17 protein-coding genes and 1 pseudogene are annotated in these 21,687 nt (G+C 71.3%); 8 read left to right on the forward strand and 10 right to left on the reverse strand.

Annotated features, from left to right (window positions below; translation table 11 throughout):
• Positions 1-140 precede the first annotated feature (140 nt).
• Together IEZ01_RS30945 and IEZ01_RS30950 are read right to left on the reverse strand one after the other, a co-directional pair.
• Positions 141-800, reverse strand: coding sequence for an HAD family hydrolase (locus IEZ01_RS30945; RefSeq protein ID WP_189205004.1), 660 nt, complete (start codon positions 798-800; stop codon positions 141-143).
• Between the two features lie 52 nt (positions 801-852).
• Positions 853-1,359 (reverse strand): DUF6912 family protein, encoded by a 507-nt coding sequence (locus tag IEZ01_RS30950; protein WP_019886807.1) that lies wholly within the window; start codon positions 1,357-1,359, stop codon positions 853-855.
• A gap of 274 nt (positions 1,360-1,633) precedes the next feature.
• On the opposite strand from IEZ01_RS30950, the gene IEZ01_RS36145 reads away from it, so the two are divergent.
• On the forward strand, positions 1,634-2,518 hold the full coding sequence (locus IEZ01_RS36145; RefSeq protein WP_373287689.1) for an Rv3235 family protein: 885 nt from the start codon (positions 1,634-1,636) through the stop codon (positions 2,516-2,518).
• A 69-nt stretch (positions 2,519-2,587) separates the two neighbouring features.
• Here the strand turns inward: IEZ01_RS36145 and secA are convergent, their stop codons facing one another.
• Entirely contained in the window at positions 2,588-5,407 is a 2,820-nt protein-coding gene (gene secA / locus IEZ01_RS30960; protein ID WP_019886809.1) for a preprotein translocase subunit SecA, read from the reverse strand.
• Between the two features lie 248 nt (positions 5,408-5,655).
• Here secA and IEZ01_RS30965 point away from each other — a divergent pair, with 248 nt between their 5' ends.
• Positions 5,656-6,228, forward strand: coding sequence for a GNAT family N-acetyltransferase (locus IEZ01_RS30965; protein WP_189205006.1), 573 nt, complete (start codon positions 5,656-5,658; stop codon positions 6,226-6,228).
• Positions 6,229-6,291: 63 nt separating this feature from the next.
• The gene (locus IEZ01_RS30970) at positions 6,292-7,455 is read left to right on the forward strand and encodes a winged helix-turn-helix domain-containing protein (RefSeq protein ID WP_189205008.1); all 1,164 of its coding nucleotides are present in this window, start codon (positions 6,292-6,294) and stop codon (positions 7,453-7,455) included.
• On the opposite strand, the gene IEZ01_RS30975 is transcribed toward IEZ01_RS30970, so the two are convergent.
• From IEZ01_RS30975 to mtnA, 7 genes and pseudogenes are all read right to left on the reverse strand, one after another.
• Positions 7,448-8,203: a response regulator gene (locus tag IEZ01_RS30975; protein ID WP_019886813.1), complete on the reverse strand. Its 756-nt coding sequence runs from the start codon at positions 8,201-8,203 to the stop codon at positions 7,448-7,450. The two genes, IEZ01_RS30970 and IEZ01_RS30975, sit on opposite strands and share 8 nt — an antisense overlap.
• 192 nt (positions 8,204-8,395) lie before the next feature.
• Positions 8,396-9,085 carry a ribosome hibernation-promoting factor, HPF/YfiA family gene (gene hpf, locus IEZ01_RS30980; RefSeq protein WP_019886814.1) on the reverse strand — a complete coding sequence of 230 codons (690 nt, stop codon included), beginning with the start codon at positions 9,083-9,085 and terminating at the stop codon, positions 8,396-8,398.
• A gap of 333 nt (positions 9,086-9,418) precedes the next feature.
• Positions 9,419-10,140: pseudogene (locus tag IEZ01_RS30985) on the reverse strand (ComF family protein).
• A gap of 157 nt (positions 10,141-10,297) precedes the next feature.
• A complete protein-coding gene (locus IEZ01_RS30990) occupies positions 10,298-12,154 on the reverse strand; it encodes an LpqB family beta-propeller domain-containing protein (RefSeq protein ID WP_078513304.1) in 1,857 nt (618 codons plus the stop codon).
• A complete protein-coding gene (gene mtrB, locus IEZ01_RS30995; RefSeq protein WP_189205010.1) occupies positions 12,144-14,123 on the reverse strand; it encodes an MtrAB system histidine kinase MtrB in 1,980 nt (659 codons plus the stop codon). Before mtrB ends, IEZ01_RS30990 begins: the two co-directional genes overlap by 11 nt.
• A gap of 1 nt (position 14,124) precedes the next feature.
• Complete coding sequence (gene mtrA, locus IEZ01_RS31000) at positions 14,125-14,802, reverse strand: two-component system response regulator MtrA (protein ID WP_009333493.1); 678 nt, start codon at positions 14,800-14,802, stop codon at positions 14,125-14,127.
• A 15-nt stretch (positions 14,803-14,817) separates the two neighbouring features.
• Positions 14,818-15,966 carry an S-methyl-5-thioribose-1-phosphate isomerase gene (gene mtnA, locus IEZ01_RS31005; RefSeq protein ID WP_189205012.1) on the reverse strand — a complete coding sequence of 383 codons (1,149 nt, stop codon included), beginning with the start codon at positions 15,964-15,966 and terminating at the stop codon, positions 14,818-14,820.
• A 182-nt stretch (positions 15,967-16,148) separates the two neighbouring features.
• Here mtnA and IEZ01_RS31010 point away from each other — a divergent pair, with 182 nt between their 5' ends.
• The 5 genes from IEZ01_RS31010 to IEZ01_RS31030 are packed head-to-tail and all read left to right on the forward strand — an operon-like array spanning position 16,149 to position 21,561.
• The gene (locus IEZ01_RS31010; RefSeq protein ID WP_189205013.1) at positions 16,149-17,381 is read left to right on the forward strand and encodes a DUF7847 domain-containing protein; all 1,233 of its coding nucleotides are present in this window, start codon (positions 16,149-16,151) and stop codon (positions 17,379-17,381) included.
• Positions 17,382-17,385: 4 nt separating this feature from the next.
• Entirely contained in the window at positions 17,386-18,069 is a 684-nt protein-coding gene (locus tag IEZ01_RS31015; protein WP_189205015.1) for a DUF4129 domain-containing protein, read from the forward strand.
• Positions 18,066-19,259: a DUF4350 domain-containing protein gene (locus IEZ01_RS31020; protein ID WP_189205017.1), complete on the forward strand. Its 1,194-nt coding sequence runs from the start codon at positions 18,066-18,068 to the stop codon at positions 19,257-19,259. The genes IEZ01_RS31015 and IEZ01_RS31020 overlap by 4 nt, the downstream gene beginning before the upstream one ends.
• A complete protein-coding gene (locus tag IEZ01_RS31025) occupies positions 19,256-20,239 on the forward strand; it encodes an AAA family ATPase (protein WP_189205019.1) in 984 nt (327 codons plus the stop codon). Before IEZ01_RS31020 ends, IEZ01_RS31025 begins: the two co-directional genes overlap by 4 nt.
• A gap of 11 nt (positions 20,240-20,250) precedes the next feature.
• Positions 20,251-21,561: a DUF58 domain-containing protein gene (locus IEZ01_RS31030; RefSeq protein WP_189205021.1), complete on the forward strand. Its 1,311-nt coding sequence runs from the start codon at positions 20,251-20,253 to the stop codon at positions 21,559-21,561.
• The last annotated feature ends 126 nt before the right edge of the window (positions 21,562-21,687 follow it).

The raw sequence follows: 21,687 nt of genomic DNA on the forward strand, positions 1-21,687 counted from the left end.
GGGCCCCGCCCCCGCGGCGGCACGCCCGGCCGGGCCGGGGGCCGCGTACGCCCGGTCGGGAGCCGGCCACGGCCCGCACCCGGGACGGCACGGTCCCCCTGGGCCGGCTCTTCTGGACCAGCTCCTCCGGACCGGCTCCCCTAGACCAGTTCCTCGGCGACCGCCACCGCCTCCGCCAGCGTGTCCACGACCGGCACTCCCACCGACTCCAGGCTCGCCCTGCTGTGCGACCCCCCGGTGTACAGCACCGCCCGCGCCCCCACGTGCGCCGCCGCCACCGCGTCGTCCGCGGCGTCGCCGATCACCACGACCTGCTCCGGAACCACGTCCACTAGCTCCCGCAGGTGGCGCACCATGTGCTCCGCCTTGCCCGTGTTGGACTCACCGACGCGCCCGTCGACCCGGACGAACCGCTCCTCGATCCCATGGCTCCGCACCAGCGGTATGAGCCGCTCGTGCGGGGCCAGGGAGAGCAGGGACTGTGTCCGCCCCGCTTCATGCCGCTCCGCCAGGAGCATGGCCGCCCCCTCGGTGAGCCCGCACGCGTCGGCCCGCGACCAGTAGTGCCGGTGGAACGTCTCGTCCATGACGATCCACTCGTCGTCGGTGGGCAGGCGTCCGAGCAGCCGTTTGTAGAAGAGCGGCACGGGCACGGTGTAGAGCTCCCGGTAGCGCGCGAGGGTGATCGGCTCCATGCCGAGCTCCATGAAGGCGGCGTTGGTCGCCCCGATGACCGCCTCGATGTCGTCGAGCAGGGTGCCGTTCCAGTCCCAGACCAGATGCTTGCTGTGCTTCCCCATGCCGTAAGACGGTACCGGCACCCTCCGACAACGCCCCCGGCCGAGCGGCGTCTCAGCCGATGAGCTGCGGGATCTCCTGCACGCCGAACCACAGCAGCTCGTGGTCCTCGGCCCCGTCGACGGTGAACTGGGCGTCGTCGTCGCCCTGGTCCGCCGCGCCCAGCGCGTCCGCCGCGGCGGACACATCTGCCTCGGCGTCGTCCGCGTCCGCGTGCACGGCGGCCGCCTTGCCCAGCGGTACGGGGCCGGGGATACGCACCTCACCGAGCGAGGACGGGTCGAGGCCGGCGTCGGGGTCGACGGTCGCGGCGCCGTCCGGTACGTCGACGGCGACGACGACCCGGCGGCGGGCGGCCTTCGGGTCGCCCGCGAGGAGCCGCAGCGAGGCGGCCGCAGCGCGGTTGAGCGCGGCGTACTCGAGCTCCTCGATGTCGTCCGACACGTACCACTCGCGCAGCGCGGGGGTCACGGCGTACGCGGTCAGCGGGCCGGGGCCCAGTTCGCCCGCCCTGTGCGCCTGGGCAAGTCCGGGCAGGGTGAGGGGGACGTACACGCGCATGGCTCGCCGCTTTCGTAGTCGGAAACGCCCTCAGGATACGTGTGGAGTCCCCCCTTCGGGGTCTGTGATCACCCTCCGTCCCCGTCCACCTCGGGCCCTCCTCGTCTGCGCTCCGAGCGGCCGGTACGGCCCCTCGTCACCCTGATAGGTGAATCGTGCCCGGGCCCCGTGGGGGCCGGTGGTCGCGTTGCGACCGCGGAGCGGACCCCCGTAAAAGATCACCAACGGAAGTTACTGCGCGGTATGGCGCCGCGCCGGCGAACGGGGGTCCTCCATGACCAGGAACATCACCGACACGACGGCTCAGCTCTCCGAACCGGCCCCGGGCCCGGCCGGCGAAGCCGGCCCCGGGCCGACCAGGGCGGCCGGCGCCGAGACCTCCGCAGCCGTCTCGGGGCCGAATGCCCCGGCCTCCGGGCCGGTCGAAGCACCCCTCCCTGGAAAGGCGAGGGCGGCTCTCCCAGACCGCGCCACGGCCGGCGCCGAGGCCTCCGCGGCAGTCTCGGGACCGACCGCGCAGCCGTCCCCCAGGGCAGCCGCCCTCGGGCAGGCCGCGGCCCCCGCCGGGACGCCCTCGGCCGCCGCCTCCGGGCCTGCCGCATCCGAGACCCTCGCGGCAACCGTCCCCGCACAAGCCACCGCCCCCGCCGAGACCCACGCCGCACGGGCCGAGGCACGGGCCGCCGCGCGTCGGAATCCGCGAGGGCGCGGGGCCACGCGGCCGCTGTCGCCGCGACCGAGCAGCCGTCCGGGCTCCGGTCCCGGAGCCCGCTCGGCACAGCGCACGGTAGGGCGCCAGGGCGGCGCACCGGCCCCCTCGGCGGCGCGGCCCCTGCCTCCGCACGCGCTGTTCGCCCAGCGCCTCCTGGCCGTCCTGAGCGGAGAACGCCCCATCCACTGGATGCTCGGCCAGACCGTCGGCGAGGCGTACGAGCAGCTGGTGCTGCTTGCCCCGGGCGCACCGTTCAGGGGCCGTGGCAGGCGGCCGGTGGTCCACCGCTGCGGGGCGTTCCCGCTGCGTCCGGGCATCGTCGAGGCGTACGCCACGATCGCGACGGGCGAGCGGATGCGGGCGATGGCGTTCCGCCTGGAGCTGGGCAGCGACCGGCGCTGGCGGTGCGCGGCCGTCGAACTGGACGGCGCCCGGTCGCCGGTATGACGGTGGGGCCGGGCACCTTCCGGTGCCCGGCCCCACCCGTACCGCCTGTCGCGCTGTCGCGCTGGCGGGCTACTTCTTACGGCGGCGGCCGCCGCCGCTGCTCTTCTGCGCCTTGCGGCGCTCGGCGCGGGTCATCCCGTCGCCGCCCGCGGCACCGCCGTCGGCGGCGAAGTCGCCCTCGACGATGCTTCCGTCACCGTCGACCTTGGGCGCGGAGAAGTGCAGCCGGTCCGGCCGCTGCGGGGCGTCCAGGCCCTTGGCCCGGATCTCCGGACGGGCGGCGCCCGCCGGCACGGCGTCCTGCTTGTCCAGCGAGGTGCGCTCGGCCGCGTCCTGCACCGGCACCTCCTCGACCTGCTGCTCGACCTGGACCTCCAGGTTGAACAGGTAGCCGACGGACTCCTCCTTGATGCCCTCCATCATGGCGGTGAACATGTCGAAGCCCTCGCGCTGGTACTCGACCAGCGGGTCCTTCTGGGCCATCGCGCGCAGGCCAATGCCCTCCTGGAGGTAGTCCATCTCGTAGAGGTGCTCACGCCACTTGCGGTCGAGCACGGAGAGGACCACGCGGCGCTCCAGCTCGCGCATGATCTCCGAGCCGAGCTGCTTCTCACGGGCGTCGTACTGCTCGTGGATGTCGTTCTTGATCGACTCGGCGATGAACTCGGCGGTGATCCCGACCCGGTCGCCGGCCGCCTCCTCCAGCTCCTCCACGGTGATCTTCACCGGGTAGAGCTGCTTGAAGGCGTTCCACAGCCGGTCGAGGTCCCACTCCTCCGCGAAGCCCTCGGCGGTCTCCTGGCGGATGTAGTCGTCGATGGTGTCGTCCATGAAGTGGCGCACCTGCTCGTGCAGGTCCTCGCCCTCCAGGACGCGGCGGCGCTCGCCGTAGATGACCTCACGCTGCCGGTTGAGCACCTCGTCGTACTTCAGGACGTTCTTACGCGTCTCGAAGTTCTGCTGCTCGACCTGCGACTGGGCCGACGCGATCGCGCGCGTGACCATCTTGTTCTCGATCGGGACGTCGTCGGGCACGTTGGCCATGGCCATCACGCGCTCGACCATCTGCGCCTTGAACAGCCGCATGAGATCGTCGCCGAGGGAGAGGTAGAAACGGGACTCGCCCGGGTCGCCCTGTCGGCCGGAACGGCCGCGCAGCTGGTTGTCGATACGGCGCGACTCGTGGCGCTCGGTGCCGAGGACGTAGAGCCCGCCAAGGTCCTTGACCTCCTCGAACTCCGCCTTCACGGCCAGCTCGGCACGCTCCAGGGCGGCCGGCAGGGCCGCGGCCCACTCCTCGACGTGCTCGACCGGGTCCAGACCGGCCTGGCGCAGCTCCGCCTCGGCCAGGTCGTCCGGGTTGCCGCCGAGCTTGATGTCCGTACCACGGCCGGCCATGTTCGTGGCGACCGTGACGGCGCCCTTGCGGCCGGCCTGCGCGACGATCGTCGCCTCGCGGTCGTGCTGCTTGGCGTTGAGCACTTCGTGCTGGATGCCGCGCTTGGACAGCTGCTGGGAGAGGTACTCGGACTTCTCGACCGACGTCGTACCGACGAGGATCGGCTGGCCCTTCTCGTGCTTCTCCGCGATGTCGTCGACGACGGCGGCGAACTTGGCGACCTCGGTCCGGTAGATCAGGTCCGACTGGTCCTTGCGGATCATCGGCCTGTTCGTCGGAATCGGAACGACACCGAGCTTGTAGATCTGGTGGAACTCGGCGGCCTCGGTCATGGCCGTACCGGTCATGCCGGAGAGCTTGTCGTAGAGGCGGAAGAAGTTCTGCAGGGTGATCGTGGCGAGCGTCTGGTTCTCGTCCTTGATGTCCACCCCTTCCTTCGCCTCGATCGCCTGGTGCATGCCCTCGTTGTAGCGGCGGCCGGCGAGGATACGGCCGGTGTGCTCGTCGACGATCATGACTTCGCCGTCGATGACGACGTAGTCCTTGTCCTTCTTGAAGAGTTCCTTGGCCTTGATCGCGTTGTTCAGGTAACCGACGAGCGGGGTGTTCACCGACTCGTAGAGGTTGTCGATGCCCAGCCAGTCCTCGACCTTGGCGACACCGGCCTCGTGGATACCTACGGTGCGCTTCTTCTCGTCGACCTCGTAGTCGCCGGTCTCCTCGATGCCCTTGAGCTGGTTTCCGGGCTCGCCCCTGGTAAGACGGGTGACCAGCTTGGCGAAGTCGCCGTACCACTTGGTGGCCTGGTCGGCCGGGCCGGAGATGATCAGCGGCGTACGGGCCTCGTCGACGAGGATGGAGTCGACCTCGTCGACACAGGCGAAGTTGTGGCCGCGCTGGACGAGCTCGTCCTTGGACCACGCCATGTTGTCGCGCAGGTAGTCGAAGCCGAACTCGTTGTTCGTGCCGTACGTGATGTCGCAGTTGTACTGCTCGCGGCGCTGGGCGGGCGTCATGTTGGCGAGGATGCAGCCGACCGAGAGGCCGAGGAACTTGTGCACCCGGCCCATGAGCTCGGAGTCACGCTCGGCCAGGTAGTCGTTCACCGTGATCAGGTGCACGCCCTTGCCGGAGAGCGCGTTGAGGTACGCGGGGAGCGTGCCGACGAGGGTCTTGCCCTCACCGGTCTTCATTTCGGCGACGTAGCCGAGGTGCAGCGCGGCGCCACCCATGAGCTGGACGTCGTAGTGGCGCTGGCCGAGGACGCGCTTGGCCGCTTCGCGGACGGTGGCGAAGGCCTCGGGCATCAGGTCGTCGAGGCTCTCGCCGTCGGCGTACCGCTGCTTGTACTCCTCGGTGAGCGCCCGCAACTCGGCGTCGGAGAGGCTGACGAAGTCCTCTTCGATGGAGTTGACCTGGTCCGCGATGCGGTGCAGTTTGCGCAGGATCTTGCCTTCGCCTGCACGCATGAGCTTGTTGAAGACGGACACTGAGGCTGGTCTCCTTGCCGGTCGGGCCTGGCACTGGGTCTTGTCATGGACACGGACAGGGGCGGTGGGCGGGCCCCACCGCAACGGCCATCGTAAGCGAGGACCCCGCCAGACAGGGAGGTCCATCGTTCTCGCCGCCGACCGCCGCCCTGAGAGAACAACGCCCGGGACGCTCGGAAGGTGCCGCTCCTGACCCCCGGAACCGAAAAGTGTTCGCCTCGCCACCGCCCGCTCACCACAATCCCGCCATGGAGCCCATCACCCTCACCACCCGCCGCCTACGGCTGAGCACCTTCGTGGCCGAGGACGCCGACGCCGTCCACGCCGCCTGCCAGGACCCGGACATCCAGCGCTGGACGACGGTCCCCTCCCCGTACGAGCGCCGGCACGTGGACGACTTCCTGCGCCGCCTGGTCCCGGACGGCTGGCGCGACGACACCGCGTACACCTTCGCCGTACGCCCCCTGGAGGGCGGTCCGCCGCTCGCCGCGGCCGCCCTTCACGACCCCAGCTCGGGCAGCTGGGAAGTCGGGTTCTGGACCGCCAAGGAGCACCGCGGCCGCGGCTACATGTCCGAAGCCGTCCAGGCCATGGCCCACTGGGCCTTCACCCAGCTGTCCTGCACGCGTGTGGAGTGGCGCGCCGAGGTCGGCAACACCGGCTCGCGCGCGGTGGCCGAGAAGGCCGGCTTCACCGTCGAAGGCACCCTGCGCGCGGCGCTGCTGAACAAGGGCACCCTCCGGGACTGCTGGGTCGGCTCGCTGCTCCCGTCCGACGTCGGACTCCCGGGAGCAGTGCCGTATCTGCCGCCCCGCACCTGACAGTCGGCCCGGGGTTCCCTCCGCCCGGCGGGAGTGTCAGTGGCGGCCTTTAGGGTGCGGAGCATGACGCCTGTGCCGCCGCCCGCAGCCGAACTGTCCGCCGACGACGCCCGCCGCATAGCGCTGCGCGCCCAGGGGTTCCTGGGAGCGCCGGACCGGCGGGCGGGCGTCCGGGGTGTCCTGCGCCACCTCGGCGCCGTGCAGCTGGACACGATCTCCGTGCTGGCCCGGTCGCACGAACTGATCCCTTACGCGCGCCTGGGCGCCGTCGGCCGGGACACGGTCGAGCGGGCGTACTGGACCGATGCCCATGCGTTCGAGTACTGGTCGCACGCGGCCTGCATCCTGCCCGTCGAGGAGTGGCCGCACTTCGCCTTCCGTCGCCGCGCCTACCGCGACCGCCCGCAGTGGTACCACGACCTGCCCGACGGGGCCTACGACGCGGTGATCAAGCAGCTGCGCACCGAGGGACCGCTGACCGCCACGGACCTGGGCGGCGCGAAGAACAAGGGCGAGTGGTGGGACTGGTCGGAGTCGAAGGTCGCCGTCGAGCGTGCCCTGATGTACGGCGAGGTGGTGTGCACCGAGCGGCGCGGCTGGAAGCGGGTCTACGACCTGGCCGAGCGGGCGATCCCGGACGCCCTGCTCCATGACGACCTGGACGACACCGAGTGTCTGCGGCGGCTGGTCCGGCTGGCCGGGCAGGCCCTGGGAGTGGGCACGCGCGCGGACATCGCCGACTACCACCGCCTCAAGGGCGAGCAGTTCGACGCCGTCGTCGCCGATTCCGGTCTGGTGCCGGTGACGGTCGCCGGCTGGTCCAAGCCGGCCTGGGCGGACCCGCAGGCCCTGGCGTCCGAGCCGCGCGGCCGTCACCGTACGACGCTGCTCTCGCCCTTCGACTCCCTGATCTGGGAGCGGGCGCGGACGGAGCGGATCTTCGGCTTCACGCACCGCCTTGAGGCCTATGTGCCCAAGCCCAAGCGCGTGCACGGCTATTTCGCGATGCCACTGCTCTCGGGCGGGCGGCTGCTCGGCCGGGTCGACCCCGCGCGCGAGGGCAGCACGCTGGTCGCGAAGCGGGTCTTCCTCGACTCCCCGAAGACCGTGCGCCCCATGGCGCAGGCCCTGCGCGAGGCGGCCGGGTGGGTCGGCTGCGACGCCGTACGGGTCGAGTACGTCGACCGCCCCGAGCTCACCGCCCAACTGGTCGCCGAGCTCACCTGATCTCGAGGATCTTCTCCCGCATCGCGTAGACCACCGCCTCCATCCTGGAGTGCAGCTGCAGCTTCTCCAGGATGTTGCGCACATGGTTCTTCACGGTGTTCTCGGAGATGAACAACTCCTTGGCGATGTCGCGGTTGTTCATGCCCGTGGCGACGAGCTTGAGGACCTCCAGCTCCCGGTCGGTCAGCCGGGGGGCGGGCACAAGCCGCCGCTCGTCGGTGCGCTGGATCATCGACTTGAACTCGGTCAGCAGCTTGGAGGCCATGGACGGGCTGATCTGCGACTGGCCGTCGGCGACCGCCCGGATCGCGGTGGACACCTCGTCCGTGGAGATCTCCTTGAGGAGGTAGCCGGTCGCGCCGGCCTTGATCGCGTCGTAGAGGTCGGCCTCCTCGTCGCTGATCGTCAGCATGATGATCTTCGCGCTGGGGGCCACCTCCTTGATGGAGGTGCAGGCCTCGATGCCGCCGCGCTTGGGCATCCGTACGTCCATCAGCACGATGTCCGGCAGCAGATCGGCCGCCTTGTCGACGGCTTCCGCCCCGTCGCCGGCCTCACCTACGACCTGAATGTCCTCCTCCTGGGCGAGGACGATCTCCAGCCCTCGCCGGAAAAGGGCGTGGTCGTCCACCACCAGCACGCGGATCGGTTCCGTGCGGGACCGCTCATTGGCCGAATCCCTTCCGTCGGGAGTGGCCGCGCAATCGGGCTTCCGGCCGCCGTGCACGGGTCCGAAGGTGTCCGCCATCGTTCCTCCCCCTGAAGGCCGTGGCCTGAATTCATGGTCGGTCGCCAACCGCTGTTCTGAGCACACCGGTTGGCGCGGGATGCCATGATTTCATGCCCGGACGACAGCGCGGTGTTCCCGTGGTTGCAGGAGGGTGCCCCTGGAGCGCGAAGAGCGCTCCAAGGGCACCACTGGGGACGGTGTCGGCCGCCGTCAGCCGCCGAGCGCACCACCCGCGCCGCCGCCTTCGGAGCCGGCCAGCGGGTCGGTCTCGAGGTGGATGACGCCGTAGTCGTAGGCATGTCGCCGGTAGACGACGCTCGGCAGCTTCGTCTCGGAGTCGACGAAGAGATAGAAGTCGTGCCCGACCAGCTCCATCTCGTAGAGAGCCTGGTCGAGCGTCATCGGGGCCGCCGTGTGGGTCTTCTCCCGGACCACCAGCGGTCCCTCGCCCTGCACTTCGAGCGAGCCGATCTTCGTGGTGGGCACCCCGTTCGCCCGCTCTTCACCGACCGGTTCGCCGGTTCCGTTGAGCCGTGCGACGCCGGGCACCACATCGGCGACCTCCGCCGCCGACAGCCGGCCGTTGCCCCGGCGGGTGTGACGCTTGTCGTGCTGCCTGCGCAGCCGGGCCTCCAGCTTGCCCGTTGCCAGGTCAAGCGCTGCGTACGGGTCGCCGGCGGCCGCTTCCGCCCGGATCACCGGGCCTCGGGAGTGGAGGGTGATCTCAACGCGGTCCGACCTGTCGGCCTGCCGCGGGTTGTGTTCCTTGGACACCTCGACGTCGAGGCTGATCACCTTGCCGTCGAGCTTCTGGATCTTCTCCAGGTTCAGCTTCTCGGCCACGTGCTTGCGGAACCGCTCGGGCACCTCGGTCTTGCGGCCCTTGACGACGATGTCCACGCAGAACTCCGTTCCCGGATCGCTCCTCCCGGCTCTCTCGCCGGTGAGCTTCTCCCTTTGCACCAGACTCCGGTGATTACCGGAGTCTCGGACTGGCGACTTTCACCTCCTCCTCCCCAGTCGGCAAGATCCCCACCCACCGATCTTCGAGGTTAGTTCGCCCTGAACTCCCGTCCTCCAGGCGCACCCGTGCATTCGGCGAGGCGATGGCAATTCGCCATTCCTCACAACCGAACATAGCTCGATCGGACGGGTGTCGGCACCCTCTACCAGGAGGTACCTCCGTTCAGGTGCTTTCGGCCTCTCACTACCTGCAACGTTGCAACTTCCCCCTCAGTTCCGGTTTATTTCGAATGACAGCGGAGAAACCGCGACCACCGCTGCCGGCGGCGGTTCGAATCGCGGGAATTGGCCGCCGTTGACGGCACTCAGTGCCCGCGCGGCCTCCGCCAGCGACGCACCGGTCGTCATGAGGTCGTCCACCAGCACGGGCCGTCCCCCGTCGAGCAGCCGTTCCCCACCGGCTACGACCTCCAGGGCCCCCGCCATGTTCGCCCGCCGGGCCCGGGCCCCCAGCCCCGATTGGTCGGCCACCGCCCGCCGCTGCCGCAACACCGGCACCACGGCGCACGCCGTCCCCGTACGCCTCAGCGACCGGGCGGCCGCCAGCGCGATCCTGCGCGCCGGATCGTGGCCACGTGCCCGTACCGCACGCCGTGAGGAGGGCATCGGTACAAGCAGCAGGGGGCGGCCCCCGCTCTCCCCACAGCCCCCGCCGGCGGCCCGCACGGCCCCGGCGAGCGCGGTCCCGAGGGGCCCGGCGAGCCCGAGCACGCCCCGCTCCTTGTGCGCGAGCAGCACGGCCCGTACGGCATCGGCACCGCGGCATGCACGGCGGGCAGGCCGGGCGGCTCGGGCACGGGCCTGACCCGGCGGGCCGCCGAGCCGTGCAGCGCCCGGGCGCAGGACGCGCACAGCGGCGTACGAGGCCTCTCGCAGCCGCCGCAGGCAGTCGGCAGCACCAGCCCGGCGATCTCGCGCCACCACACCCGCATGGCTCCACTGTGCCCACGACGGGAGCATCCGGCCACCCCTGTGGACAACGCCCCCCGGGCGTCCCCTGCCCAGGGCCGGAGCACCGTGTGCAGACATGGCGAAGGGCTCCTGCGCGCGTGGCGCTAGGGAGCCCTTCGGGGAGTTAGTCGGGCCGGTCTACCCGGGGTAGACCGGCGAGGACCCCGTCTCGACCATCAGCTGCCAGTTCACGCCGCCGACCAGCCGCGCGATGCCGTCGCCCGAGTCGGCGACGAGCGGCGCCCGGTCGTCGTTGGCCGCGGCTACCGCCGTCACCTGGTTGAGCCCGGGCAGCAGTCCCGCCGCCGAGGTCGAGCCGTCGGTGCGCAGATAGCGGACCTGCTCCACCCCGCCGGCCTCCTTGCCGACGACGACCAGCCTGCTCGGTCCGGCCCAGGACACGGCGGTGACCGTCTCCATGCGCGGCGCGGCGGCCTGCAGATCGACGACTGAGACGGTCTGCTGTGCCCCGGTCCCCTGCCGCTCGACCCTGCCGATCTTCAGGGTGGTCTTGTCGTCCTTCGTGAGCAGCAGCGCGATCCGTACCCCGTCGGCGGAGATCCGTATGCCTTCGACGCGGTCGTTCCCGAGCCAGGGGGCTTTCACCTCGATCGGGGCGCCCGCACCGCCGGACAGCATCAGCAGCCGCGGGTTCTGCGGATTGCGGTCGGCCACCCACAGGTCCCCGCGCGCGTCCCAACTCGGCGCCGACAGGCGGTCGGCGGCCTGCTTCGCCTTGCTGGTGACCAGTGGCTCCGGCAGTTCACCGTCCGACATGATCGAGGCGACCCGCAGCTGACGGCCGTCATGGGTGACACCGGCGGCGTGCTTCTCGTCGCGCGCCACGGCGACCGCGGAGAGCTTCACGACGCCGTTGCCGAACGGGCCCAGTACGTTCTCCGGCTTTCCGACCTCCTTGGCGCCCGCGTCGAGCAGCGCGAGCCTGCCTTGGGCGTCCACGAAGTACGGGTTGTCGGGGGTGCCCGAGGGGCGGTCGGGGGCGAATTCCTCCGCCTGCGCCTTGCCCACCACGCAGAGCTGGGAGCCGTCGGCCCGCTGCAACTCCACCTGCTCGACCCGCACCGACGGCAAATCGGCCAGCGTGAAGAGCAGTTGCGCCGACATCCGGCGGCACTGCTCGTGCCCGACCTGGGAGGCCTTCTCGTTGAGCGGCACCACCAGCTTGCTCTGGTCGTCGGGCACCAGCGTCCGGACGCCGTCCTTCAGTGCCGTACCGGTCGGGAAACGCGAGTCGACGACCGGCTTCAGCCAGTTCGTCGGCCCTTCCAGGAGCGCGGTGACGGTCTGCGCCACCGGGTCCAGGCGCGTGACCGGGTCCTGCCGCTGCCGGATGTAGACCGGATCGGCGACGACCCAGTCCTGCCCGGAGGCGAAGTAGTACTTGTTGACCGACTGGTAGTTGCGCTGGAAGTCCGACTCGCTGAGCACCAGACCGGGCGGCAGCTTGTCGATGCGCCACTGCTTGCTCTGGCCGTCCGGCTGGGCCTCCAGGACCAGATGGATCGACTCGCTGTAGGCGGCGGGCGTCTTCGGCTGGTACGCGTCCCGGGCGTCCACGGTCGCGAGCTGCCGGCCGGAGAGCCGGTAGCTGCGGCCCTGGTTGTCCTGCCCGGTCGGCTCCGGCTGCTGCCGGTCGGGCGCCGTCGTGAGCACGGTGATGCGCTCCTCGGGCTTCCAACTCTGCGCGGCCTGCTTGGTCAGATACTTCCTGGCCGTGGCGAAGCCGGGATCGTCGCTGGTCATCGCCTCGAGGAAGCCGTCGACGATGTCGTTCGGCTCGGCGTTCTCCCGCGGCTGCACCGCGTACACCCGCACCTGCGAGTCGCCCGGCTTGGACGCCTTCACATTGCTGACGTCACCGCTGTCCGGCATCGACGCGCAGCCGGCCAGCAGGACGCCGCCGCATGCGAGGAGCGCCACCGCCCCCCTGCTGCCGCGCCCACGGCCCGCGTGGTTCCGACGCTCAGCGCCCAAGGGTCCTGTCCTCCCGCTCCACGGTCCGGTCCGTACCGGCCGCCGGCTGCCGCACAACCCGGGCTCCGCTGCCCGGCAGCGCTGTCGGGTCGGCGGCCGCCTGCGGCGGCATCGGGGCGCGCGGCGGCACGCCCAGCGCGGAGCGCTCCGCCAGCGACTGCCCGGGCAGGCTGCCGCGCCCGCCCGGGCCCCGCTCCTCGGCGGCCGCCCGCTCCCGGTTGCGCCGCGAGTCCTCGGGCTCCAGGGGTATCGGGGAGCCGCGCAGCGGCTCGTCCGCCGTACGCGGCAGTGTCAGCCGGAACTGCGAGCCGCCGCCGGGCTCGCCCCAGGCCTGGAGCCAGCCGCCGTGCAACCGGGCGTCCTCCACCGCGATGGACAGGCCCAGGCCCGTACCGCCGGTGGTCCGCGCGCGTGCCGGGTCTGCCCGCCAGAACCTGTTGAACACTCGGGTCGCCTCGCCCGGCTTCAGCCCGACTCCGTAGTCGCGCACCGCGACGGCCACGGCGCCGCCCGCCGACGCCAGCCGCACCACCACGTCCCGGCCTTCGCCGTGCTCCACGGCGTTGACGACGAGGTTGCGCAGGACGCGCTCCACGCGCCTGGCGTCGGCCTCGGCGACCACCGGCTGCTCGTCCCCGACGACCCGGATCCGGGTCCCCTTGCGCTCGGCCAACGGCTCGGCCCCGCCGATCACGCGGCGTACGACCTCACGCAGGTCTATCGCCTCGGCCTCCAGGGCGGCCGCGCCCGCGTCGAAGCGGCTGATCTCCAGCAGATCGGCGAGCAGCGACTCGAACCGGTCCAGCTGGTCTCCCAGCAGCTCGGCCGAGCGCGCGGTCACCGGATCGAAGTCGACGCGCGCCTCATGGATGACGTCGGCGGCCATCCGGACGGTCGTGAGCGGGGTGCGCAGCTCGTGCGAGACGTCGGAGACGAAGCGCCGCTGCATCCGCGACAGCTCCTCCAGCTGCTGGATCTTGAGCTGGAGGTTCTGGGCCATCTTGTTGAAGGCCTCGCCGAGGCGGGCAATGTCGTCCTCGCCGGTGACCTTCATACGTTCCTGGAGCCGGCCGGCGGAAAGCCGCTCGGCGATCCCCGCGGCCATCCGTACAGGCGTGACGATCTGGCGTACGACGAGCCAGGCGATGGCGCCGAGCAGCACGACCACGAACAGCCCCGCGGTCGCGAGGGTGCCCTTGACCAGGGCGAGCGAGTCCTCTTCCTGGGTGAGCGGGAAGAGGTAGTAGAGCTCGTACTGCGTGCCGGAGGCGTCGTTCAGCCGCTTGCCCAGGACCAGCCCGGGCTCGGAGGCCTTGCCGCTGGTGTATTTGATCCGGGTAAAGGTCTGGTAGGTCCCGGTGCCCTGGGCGACGGAGTCCCGCAGGCCGCTGGGGATGCTCGCGGTCGGGTCGACCTCGCCGGAGGCCCGGGCGCCCCGGCTGGCGGTGCCCTCGGACTCCAAACTCAGCGCCACCACGTTGAACGCGCTCTGGCCACCACTGGCCAGCTGCTGGACGAGATCGGAGCGCCAGTTCACGGAGCTGCCGTTCCGGCCGGCACCGTCCTGCCCGGTCGGCCCCCCCGGGGCGCTCGCCCGGTCCTGCGCGGCCGAGAAACCACCGGCCGCCTGACTCTGGGCGGCCTTCTCCTTGGCGTCCAGCAGACCGTTGCGGACCTGGCCGATGACCACGAACCCCAGCAGCAGCACCACACCCAGCGACATCAGCAGCGTGCTCGCGACCACCCGCAGCTGGATGTTCCGCCGCCACAGCCGCATGGCGGGCAGCAGCGGGCGGCGCACCCAGCGCGCGAAGAGCCGGAGCACCGGTCCACCCGGTGCCCCGTCCTGGAGCAGCCGACCGCCCTGGAACAGGCGGCCGACCCGCGAAGAGTCACGCCCCTGACCGGCAGCCCGCCCCGCACGGACTCCCGGCTTCCCGGGCTTCGGAGCAGCGCTGCCGCGGGACATGTCAGCTCGGTCCGGCCTTGTAACCGACACCACGGACGGTCACGACGATCTCCGGGCGCTCGGGGTCCTTCTCGACCTTGGAGCGCAACCGCTGGACATGCACGTTCACCAGCCGGGTGTCCGCGGCGTGGCGGTAGCCCCAGACCTGCTCGAGGAGCACCTCGCGGGTGAACACCTGCCACGGCTTACGGGCCAGCGCCACGAGGAGATCGAACTCGAGCGGGGTGAGGGCGATGGACTGCCCGTCCCGCTTGACCGAGTGACCCGCCACGTCGATGACCAGATCGCCGATGGCCAGCTGCTCCGGCGCCGGCTCCTCGGACCTCCGCAGCCGCGCCCGGATACGGGCGACGAGCTCCTTCGGCTTGAACGGCTTGACGATGTAGTCGTCGGCCCCGGACTCCAGGCCCACCACGACGTCGACCGTGTCGCTTTTGGCCGTGAGCATGACGATGGGCACACCGGACTCGGCCCTGATGAGCCGGCACACCTCGATGCCGTCCCGACCGGGCAGCATGAGATCCAGCAGCACCAGGTCCGGCTTGGCCTCACGGAAAGCGGCGAGTGCCTTGTCGCCGTCCGCTACGAACGACGGCTCGAAACCTTCACCCCGCAGCACAATCCCGAGCATCTCGGCCAGTGCGGTGTCGTCATCGACGACAAGGACGCGTCCCTTCATATCGACATCATCCCATTAGCCAATCGTTACCTGTCGTGACCTGGCACACAGCTTCGCCACCTCGTCCCCGGTGACCGGGGACACCACCCCCAGCTCGGTGACGATCGCCGTCACCAACTCCGGTGGCGTGACGTCGAATGCGGGGTTGTACGCCTGCGTTCCCAGCGGGGCCACGGGCAGCCAGGTTCCGGCCTCCGGACCGACGCCGACGGCGTGCGGAGCTGTGAGCTCGGTCACTTCATAGGCCGCTCTCTGCTCCACCTCGATCGACGCCCCGTCCGGGGTGTCCGGATCGATCGTCGTGCGGGGAGCCACCACGATGAACGGCACATGGTGGTACTTCGCCAGCACGGCGAGGGGATAGCTTCCCACCTTGTTGGCCACCGAGCCGTCGGCCGCGATCCGGTCGGCACCGATCAGCACCGCGTCCACCTCCCCCGCCGCGAAGAGCGAACCCGCCGCGTTGTCCGTGAGCAGGGTGTACGCCATGCCGTTACGGGCCGCCTCGTACGCGGTGAGCCGGGCGCCCTGGAGCAGGGGCCGGGTCTCGTCGACCCACAGTCTGCGCAGGCTGCCCGCCCGGTGCGCCTCCAGCGCCACGGCGAACGCGGTGCCCTCCCCGCCCGAGACCAGCGCCCCGGTGTTGCAGTGGGTGAGGATCCTGTGGCTGCCTCCCGGCAAGAGCTCGTCGAGGAGCGCCAGGCCGTGCGCGGCCATCCGCCTGCTGGCCTCGGCGTCCTGCCGGTGCAGCTCGCGGGCGGCGGCCAGCGTGGCCGAGGCCGCCCCCTCGGGGCCGGCGCCGTTCTTCACCGCGGCCCGGTGGGCCTCGGCGGCCCGCCGTACGCCGTACGCCAGGTTCACCGCGGTGGGGCGCGCCTCCGCCAGCAGCTCCGCCGCCTCCTCGACGTCGTAGCCCCGCAGCGCGGCCAGGGAGACGCCGTAGGCCCCCGCGATGCCGAGGAGTGGCGCACCGCGCACGGCGAGCGTCTGGATCGCGTCGACCAGGGCGGGCACATCGGTGCAGACGAGGGTGGACTCCTCCACGGGCAGCCTTCTCTGGTCGAGGAGGACAAGCACCGGCCCTTCGGGCGGTTCCTCCCAGCGCAGGACAGGGAGGGTGGGTGGCTCAGTTCCGACGGGGGTTTGTACGTACTGATCAGCCATCCGCACAGTCTGCCCGGTGCGACGCCGACAATGAAGGTGCACAGGAGATCCCCGGCCTGACCCGCGGTGGGGGCCCGCGTGGCACGATGGGCGCCATCCGGCCGTCCCAAGGGGCGACCGGGCACCGTGCCAGAGCCGGCTCGCCGAGCCTGCCCCGCGACCATTCCTCGAGGTGGACGACCGTGAACGACTCTCCGGGCTGGGCTTCGCCCGGATCCGCCCCCTCCGACGGCCACGACGACAACGCCTCCGTGCCCCGGCCCTCCGAGCCGGCCGACGGCAGCGGTGCCGGTTCCAAGTGGTCCAAGGAACAGCCGCCCGTCGGCCAGTGGTCCCCGTCGACCGCTCCCGGTCCCGGTCATGTTCCGCCGTCGGCGCCCGTTCCGGGCTGGGGCGGCCCCGGCCGCCAGGGCGGATGGGGTCAGCCGCCGGCCGCGAAGCCGGGCGTCATCCCGCTGCGCCCGCTCGGCGTCGGCGAGATCCTCGACGGCGCGGTCTCCACGCTCCGGGCGCACTGGCGCACCATCCTCGGGGTCACGATCACCGTCTCCGTGATTACCCAGTTCTGCGACATCCTCGTCCAGCGCTATCTCGTTCCGGCGCCCCCACAGGCGAACCCCGACGCGAGCCCGGCAGAGGCCCTCGACGACGCCGTGGAGAGTCTGCAGACCAGTCTCATCGGCCTGGGCCCGACGCTGCTCATCGCCCTCGTCGGCACCCTGGTCACGACGGCGCTGTTGACGATCGTGGTCAGCCGCTCGGTCCTCGGCCGCCCGGTCACACTCGGCGAAGCCTGGGCCGAAGCCCGCCCCCGTCTTCCTCAGCTCCTCGGTCTCACGCTCCTTCTCCCCATGATCAGCGCCGGGATCATGGCCGTGGGCCTGATCCCCGGCGCCTTGATCGGCGGCGCGGCGGGAGCCGCGCTGATCGGACTGGGCGGGATCGCCGCAGTCTGCGTCGTCTTCTGGCTGATGATCCGGTTCAGCCTCGCCTCCCCTGCCCTGATGCTGGAACGCCAGGGCGTCGTGGCGGCGATGCGCCGCTCGGCCAAGCTTGTCCAGGGCGCCTGGTGGCGGGTCTTCGGCGTGCTGGCCCTCACGCTGCTCCTGACGCTGCTGGTCTCCATGATCATCGCCATTCCGTTCACCTTCGCCGCCTTCGCGGCCGAGGGTGAAGGCCTGAGCGGTCTGATGTCCGGCAAGGCCCCGGAGTTCGGCAGGACCTTCCTGATCATCAGCGGGATCGGGGCGGTGATCGCCTCCTCCATCACGTACCCGATCCAGTCCGGCGTGACCGTCCTGCTCTACGTGGACCAGCGCATCCGCCGCGAAGCGCTCGACCTCGAACTCGCCCGCTCCGCCGGCCTCCCCGGCTACGGCCCCGCCTCTCCCGGCCACGACCCGACCAGGAGCTGATGCGGTGTCCACCACGGGGGGCACGACAACAGCGGCACTGAGCCGCGCGATCAGCGACGTACCGGTGGACACCTCCCGCGTCCCCGCCCGCGAGGCGGCGGAGCGGGAGCTGTCCAAGCCGATGTACCACGAGAACGATCCCAACCTCCTCCAGGAGGCCCTGGACCGCTTCTGGGAATGGGTCGGAGATCTCTTCGCGGCCGCCTCCGGGGCCTCTCCCGGAGGCACGCTGGGCCTCGTCGCCATCGTCCTTGTCGTCCTCGCGGTCGTCGGCGCCCTGTGGTGGCGGCTCGGCACCCCCAGGCGCACCCCTGGCACCGCGGACTCCCTCTTCGAGGACGGGCCCCGTACCGCCGCGGAACACCGCTCGACCGCCGAACGGCATGCCGCCGCCGACCGCTGGAACCAAGCCGTCCAGGAGCGGATGCGGGCCATCGTCCGCTCTCTGGAGGAGCGCACCCTCCTCGACCCCCGCCCCGGGCGCACCGCCGACGAGGCGGCCGCCGAGGCCGGCCGGCCCCTCCCGGCCCACGCGGACGAACTCCGCGCCGCGGCCCGCGTCTTCGACGACATCACGTACGGCGGACGCACCGCCGACGCCTCCGCGTACCACCGGGTCCGCGAGCTCGACGAGTCCCTGGAGCGCACGAAGCCCGACCTGGCGGCGGCCCCGGGAGGCGCAGCGTGAGCACCACGCCCACGACCTCCACGTCGACCGCCCTGACGGCACACCAGATCTGGACCCGGACCCGCGGCATCCTGCTCGCCCTGGCCATCCTCGTCACCGCCGGCATCGTCATGGCCGCCGTCCGCTCCGGCGACCACCACGGCCGCCTCGACCCGCGCTCCGCCGACCAGTACGGCAGCCGCGCCGTGGCCGAACTCCTCAAGACCGAGGGCGTCACCATCCGCGTCGCCACCACCCTCGACGAGGCCACCTCCGAGACGGGCACGGACACGACCCTCCTGGTCACCACCCCCGATCTGCTGACGGAAACTCAACAGCAGGATCTCCGCTCGGCGATGGCCAAGCCCGGCACCCGCACGGTCCTCCTCGCCCCGGGCCGGCCTTCCGTCGGGACCCTGGTCCCCGGCATCAGCGCGAAGTCTCCGGTCCCCGTCGAAGCCCGCGCACCACAGTGCTCCTTCCCGGCCGCCGTCCGCGCGGGCAGCGCCGACATCGGCGGCGAGCGCTACGCCACGGAACGCCCACCCACCGAGTCCTGCTACCTCAGCGACGGTCTGCCGACCCTGCTCCGCATCGACGCCGCGGGCACCGACACCATCCTCATCGGCTCGCCGGACCTCCTCTACAACGACCGTCTCGACAAGGAGGGCAACGCCTCGCTCGCCCTCCAACTCCTCGGCTCCCGGCCCCATCTGGTCTGGTACCTCCCCTCACTCTCCGACTCCTCCGCCCGCGACGAGCTCGACGAGGCAGAAGAGACCGCCTTCGTCGATCTCATCCCGTCCGGATGGCTGTGGGGCACCCTCCAGCTCACGATCGCCGCCGTGCTCGCCGCCATCTGGCGAGCCCGCCGCCTCGGCCCCCTCGTCGCCGAACGCCTCCCGGTCGCCATCCGCGCCTCCGAAGCGACCGAGGGCCGCGCCCGCCTCTACCGCAAAGCCAACGCCCGCGACCGCGCCGCCTCCGTACTCCGCGCCGCCGCACGCACCCGCCTGGCCCCGCTCCTCGGCGTCCCCGCACGCGACGCCCACTCCCCCGAGGCCCTTCTCCCGGCGCTCTCCAGCCGTCTCCCCGACGGCGCCCGGGATCTCACCGACCTGCTCTTCGGCCCCGCTCCCGCCGACGACACCGCTCTTGTCCGCCTGGCAGACCAACTCGACGCCCTCGAAAGAGAGGTACGCACCTCATGAGCGCCCCGCCCCCCGAGACCGCAGAGAGCTCGGACCGCGCGCGATCCTCCCTGGAGGCATTGCGCACCGAGATCGCGAAGGCCGTGGTCGGCCAGGACCCCGCGGTCACCGGACTCGTCGTCGCTCTGCTCTGCCGCGGCCATGTGCTTCTCGAAGGCGTCCCGGGCGTTGCCAAGACGCTCCTGGTCCGCGCCCTGGCGGCCTCCCTCGAACTGGACACCAAGCGCGTCCAGTTCACCCCCGATCTGATGCCGAGCGATGTCACCGGGTCACTCGTCTACGACGCCCGCACCGCCGAGTTCTCCTTCCAGCAGGGCCCCGTCTTCACGAACCTTCTGCTCGCCGACGAGATCAACCGCACCCCTCCCAAGACCCAGTCCTCGCTCCTGGAGGCGATGGAGGAGCGCCAGGTCACCGTCGACGGCACCCCTCGCCCGCTCCCCGATCCGTTCCTGGTGGCCGCCACCCAGAACCCGGTCGAGTACGAGGGGACTTACCCCCTCCCCGAGGCCCAACTGGACCGCTTCCTCCTCAAGCTGACGGTGCCGCTGCCGTCGCGGGAGGACGAGATCAGCGTCCTGACCCGTCACGCCGACGGCTTCACCCCCCGCGACCTGCAGGCTGCCGGAGTCCGTCCCGTGGCCGGCCCGGCCGACCTGGAAGCGGCCCGTGCCGCCGTCGCCAAGACGACCGTCTCGCCGGAAATCGCCGGCTACGTCGTCGATATCTGCCGTGCCACGCGTGAATCCCCCTCGCTCACTCTGGGCGTCTCCCCCCGAGGCGCCACCGCCCTGCTCTCCACCGCGCGAGCCTGGGCCTGGCTCACCGGCCGGGACTACGTCACCCCGGACGACGTGAAGGCACTCGCCCTGCCCACTCTGCGCCACCGCATCCAACTCCGGCCGGAAGCCGAGATGGAGGGCGTCACCGCCGACTCGGTGATCACGGCGATCCTCGCCCACGTCCCTGTCCCCCGATGAGCCGGTGACCCGTGGCCCTCACCGGACGAACCGCGCTCATCGCCGCCATCGGCTCACTCCCCGTAGGCATCCTCGCCCCCAGCTGGACGGGGCTGCTTGCGGTGAACGCGCCTCTCTCGCTAGCAATTCTGTGCGACTACGCGATGGCAGCGCCAGTGCGAACGCTGCAGTTCACCCGAAGCGGTGACACAACAGTTCGACTCGGTGACGCCGCCGAGGTCCAGCTCACCGTCGCCAACCCCTCACGCCGTCGATTGCGTGCGCATCTCCGCGACGCCTGGCCGCCCAGCAGCTGGCTCCCCGGCACTGACCAGGCCGCCTCCCGACACCGCATCACCGTCCCGGCCGGCGAGCGCCGCCGCATCACGACCGCCCTGCGCCCCACCCGCCGAGGCGACCGCGCATCGGAACGCGTCACCATCCGCTCCTACGGCCCGCTCGGTCTCGCGGCCCGCCAGGGTAGCCACAAGGTCCCCTGGACGGTCCGCGTCCTGCCTCCCTTCACAAGCCGCAAGCACCTGCCGTCCCGACTGGCCCGCCTACGCGAACTGGATGGCCGTACCAGCCTGCTGACCCGCGGCGAGGGCACCGAGTTCGACAGCCTGCGGGAGTACGTGCCGGGCGACGACACTCGATCGATCGACTGGAGGGCCACGGCCCGGCAGTCCGCGGTCGCCGTCCGCACGTGGCGCCCGGAGCGGGACCGTCACATCCTGATCGTGCTCGACACAGGCCGCACGTCGGCCGGCCGCGTAGGGGACGTCCCCCGCCTGGACGCCGCGATGGACGCGGCACTTCTGCTCACGGCCCTGGCTTCCAAGGCTGGTGATCGCGTGGGTCTCCTGGCATACGACCGCCGTCTACGCGCCCAGGTCCGAGGGCGCTCGGCCGGCGACGTTCTGCCCGCCGTGGTGGACGCCATGGCCACTCTTGAGCCCGAGCTCGTGGAGACGGATGCACACGGCCTGGCCGCCACTGCCCTGGCCAACGCACCCCGCCGATCGCTTCTTGTCCTGCTGACCACTCTCGACGCCGCCCCGATCGAGGAGGGGCTTCTCCCCGTCCTCCCTCAGCTCACACAGCGCCACACGGTCCTGGTCGCCTCGGTGGCGGACCCTCACGCCGATACGGTGGCGAAGGCCCGAGGAACCGTCGATGCGGTCTACGAGGCCGCTGCCGGCACCCAGGCCCAGGCTCAGCGTCGCCGCACGGCCGAGCAACTTCAGCGTCATGGCGTCACAGTCGTCGACGCGACGCCGGACGACTTGGCCCCTGCTCTGGCAGACGCCTATCTCGCGCTGAAGGCCGCAGGCCGCCTCTGAAAAGGTCGGTCTTGCCCGGCAGGGGCAAGGCCGGCTTCTTCAAAAGCGAATTGGTGGTGAACGCAGGAAAGCCCCGCACCATAAGGTGCGGGGCTTTCCCACAATGATTGTTCGGCGGCGTCCTAC

It is taken from the genome of Streptomyces purpureus (assembly GCF_014648195.1).
Classification (GTDB): domain Bacteria; phylum Actinomycetota; class Actinomycetes; order Streptomycetales; family Streptomycetaceae; genus Streptomyces; species Streptomyces purpureus.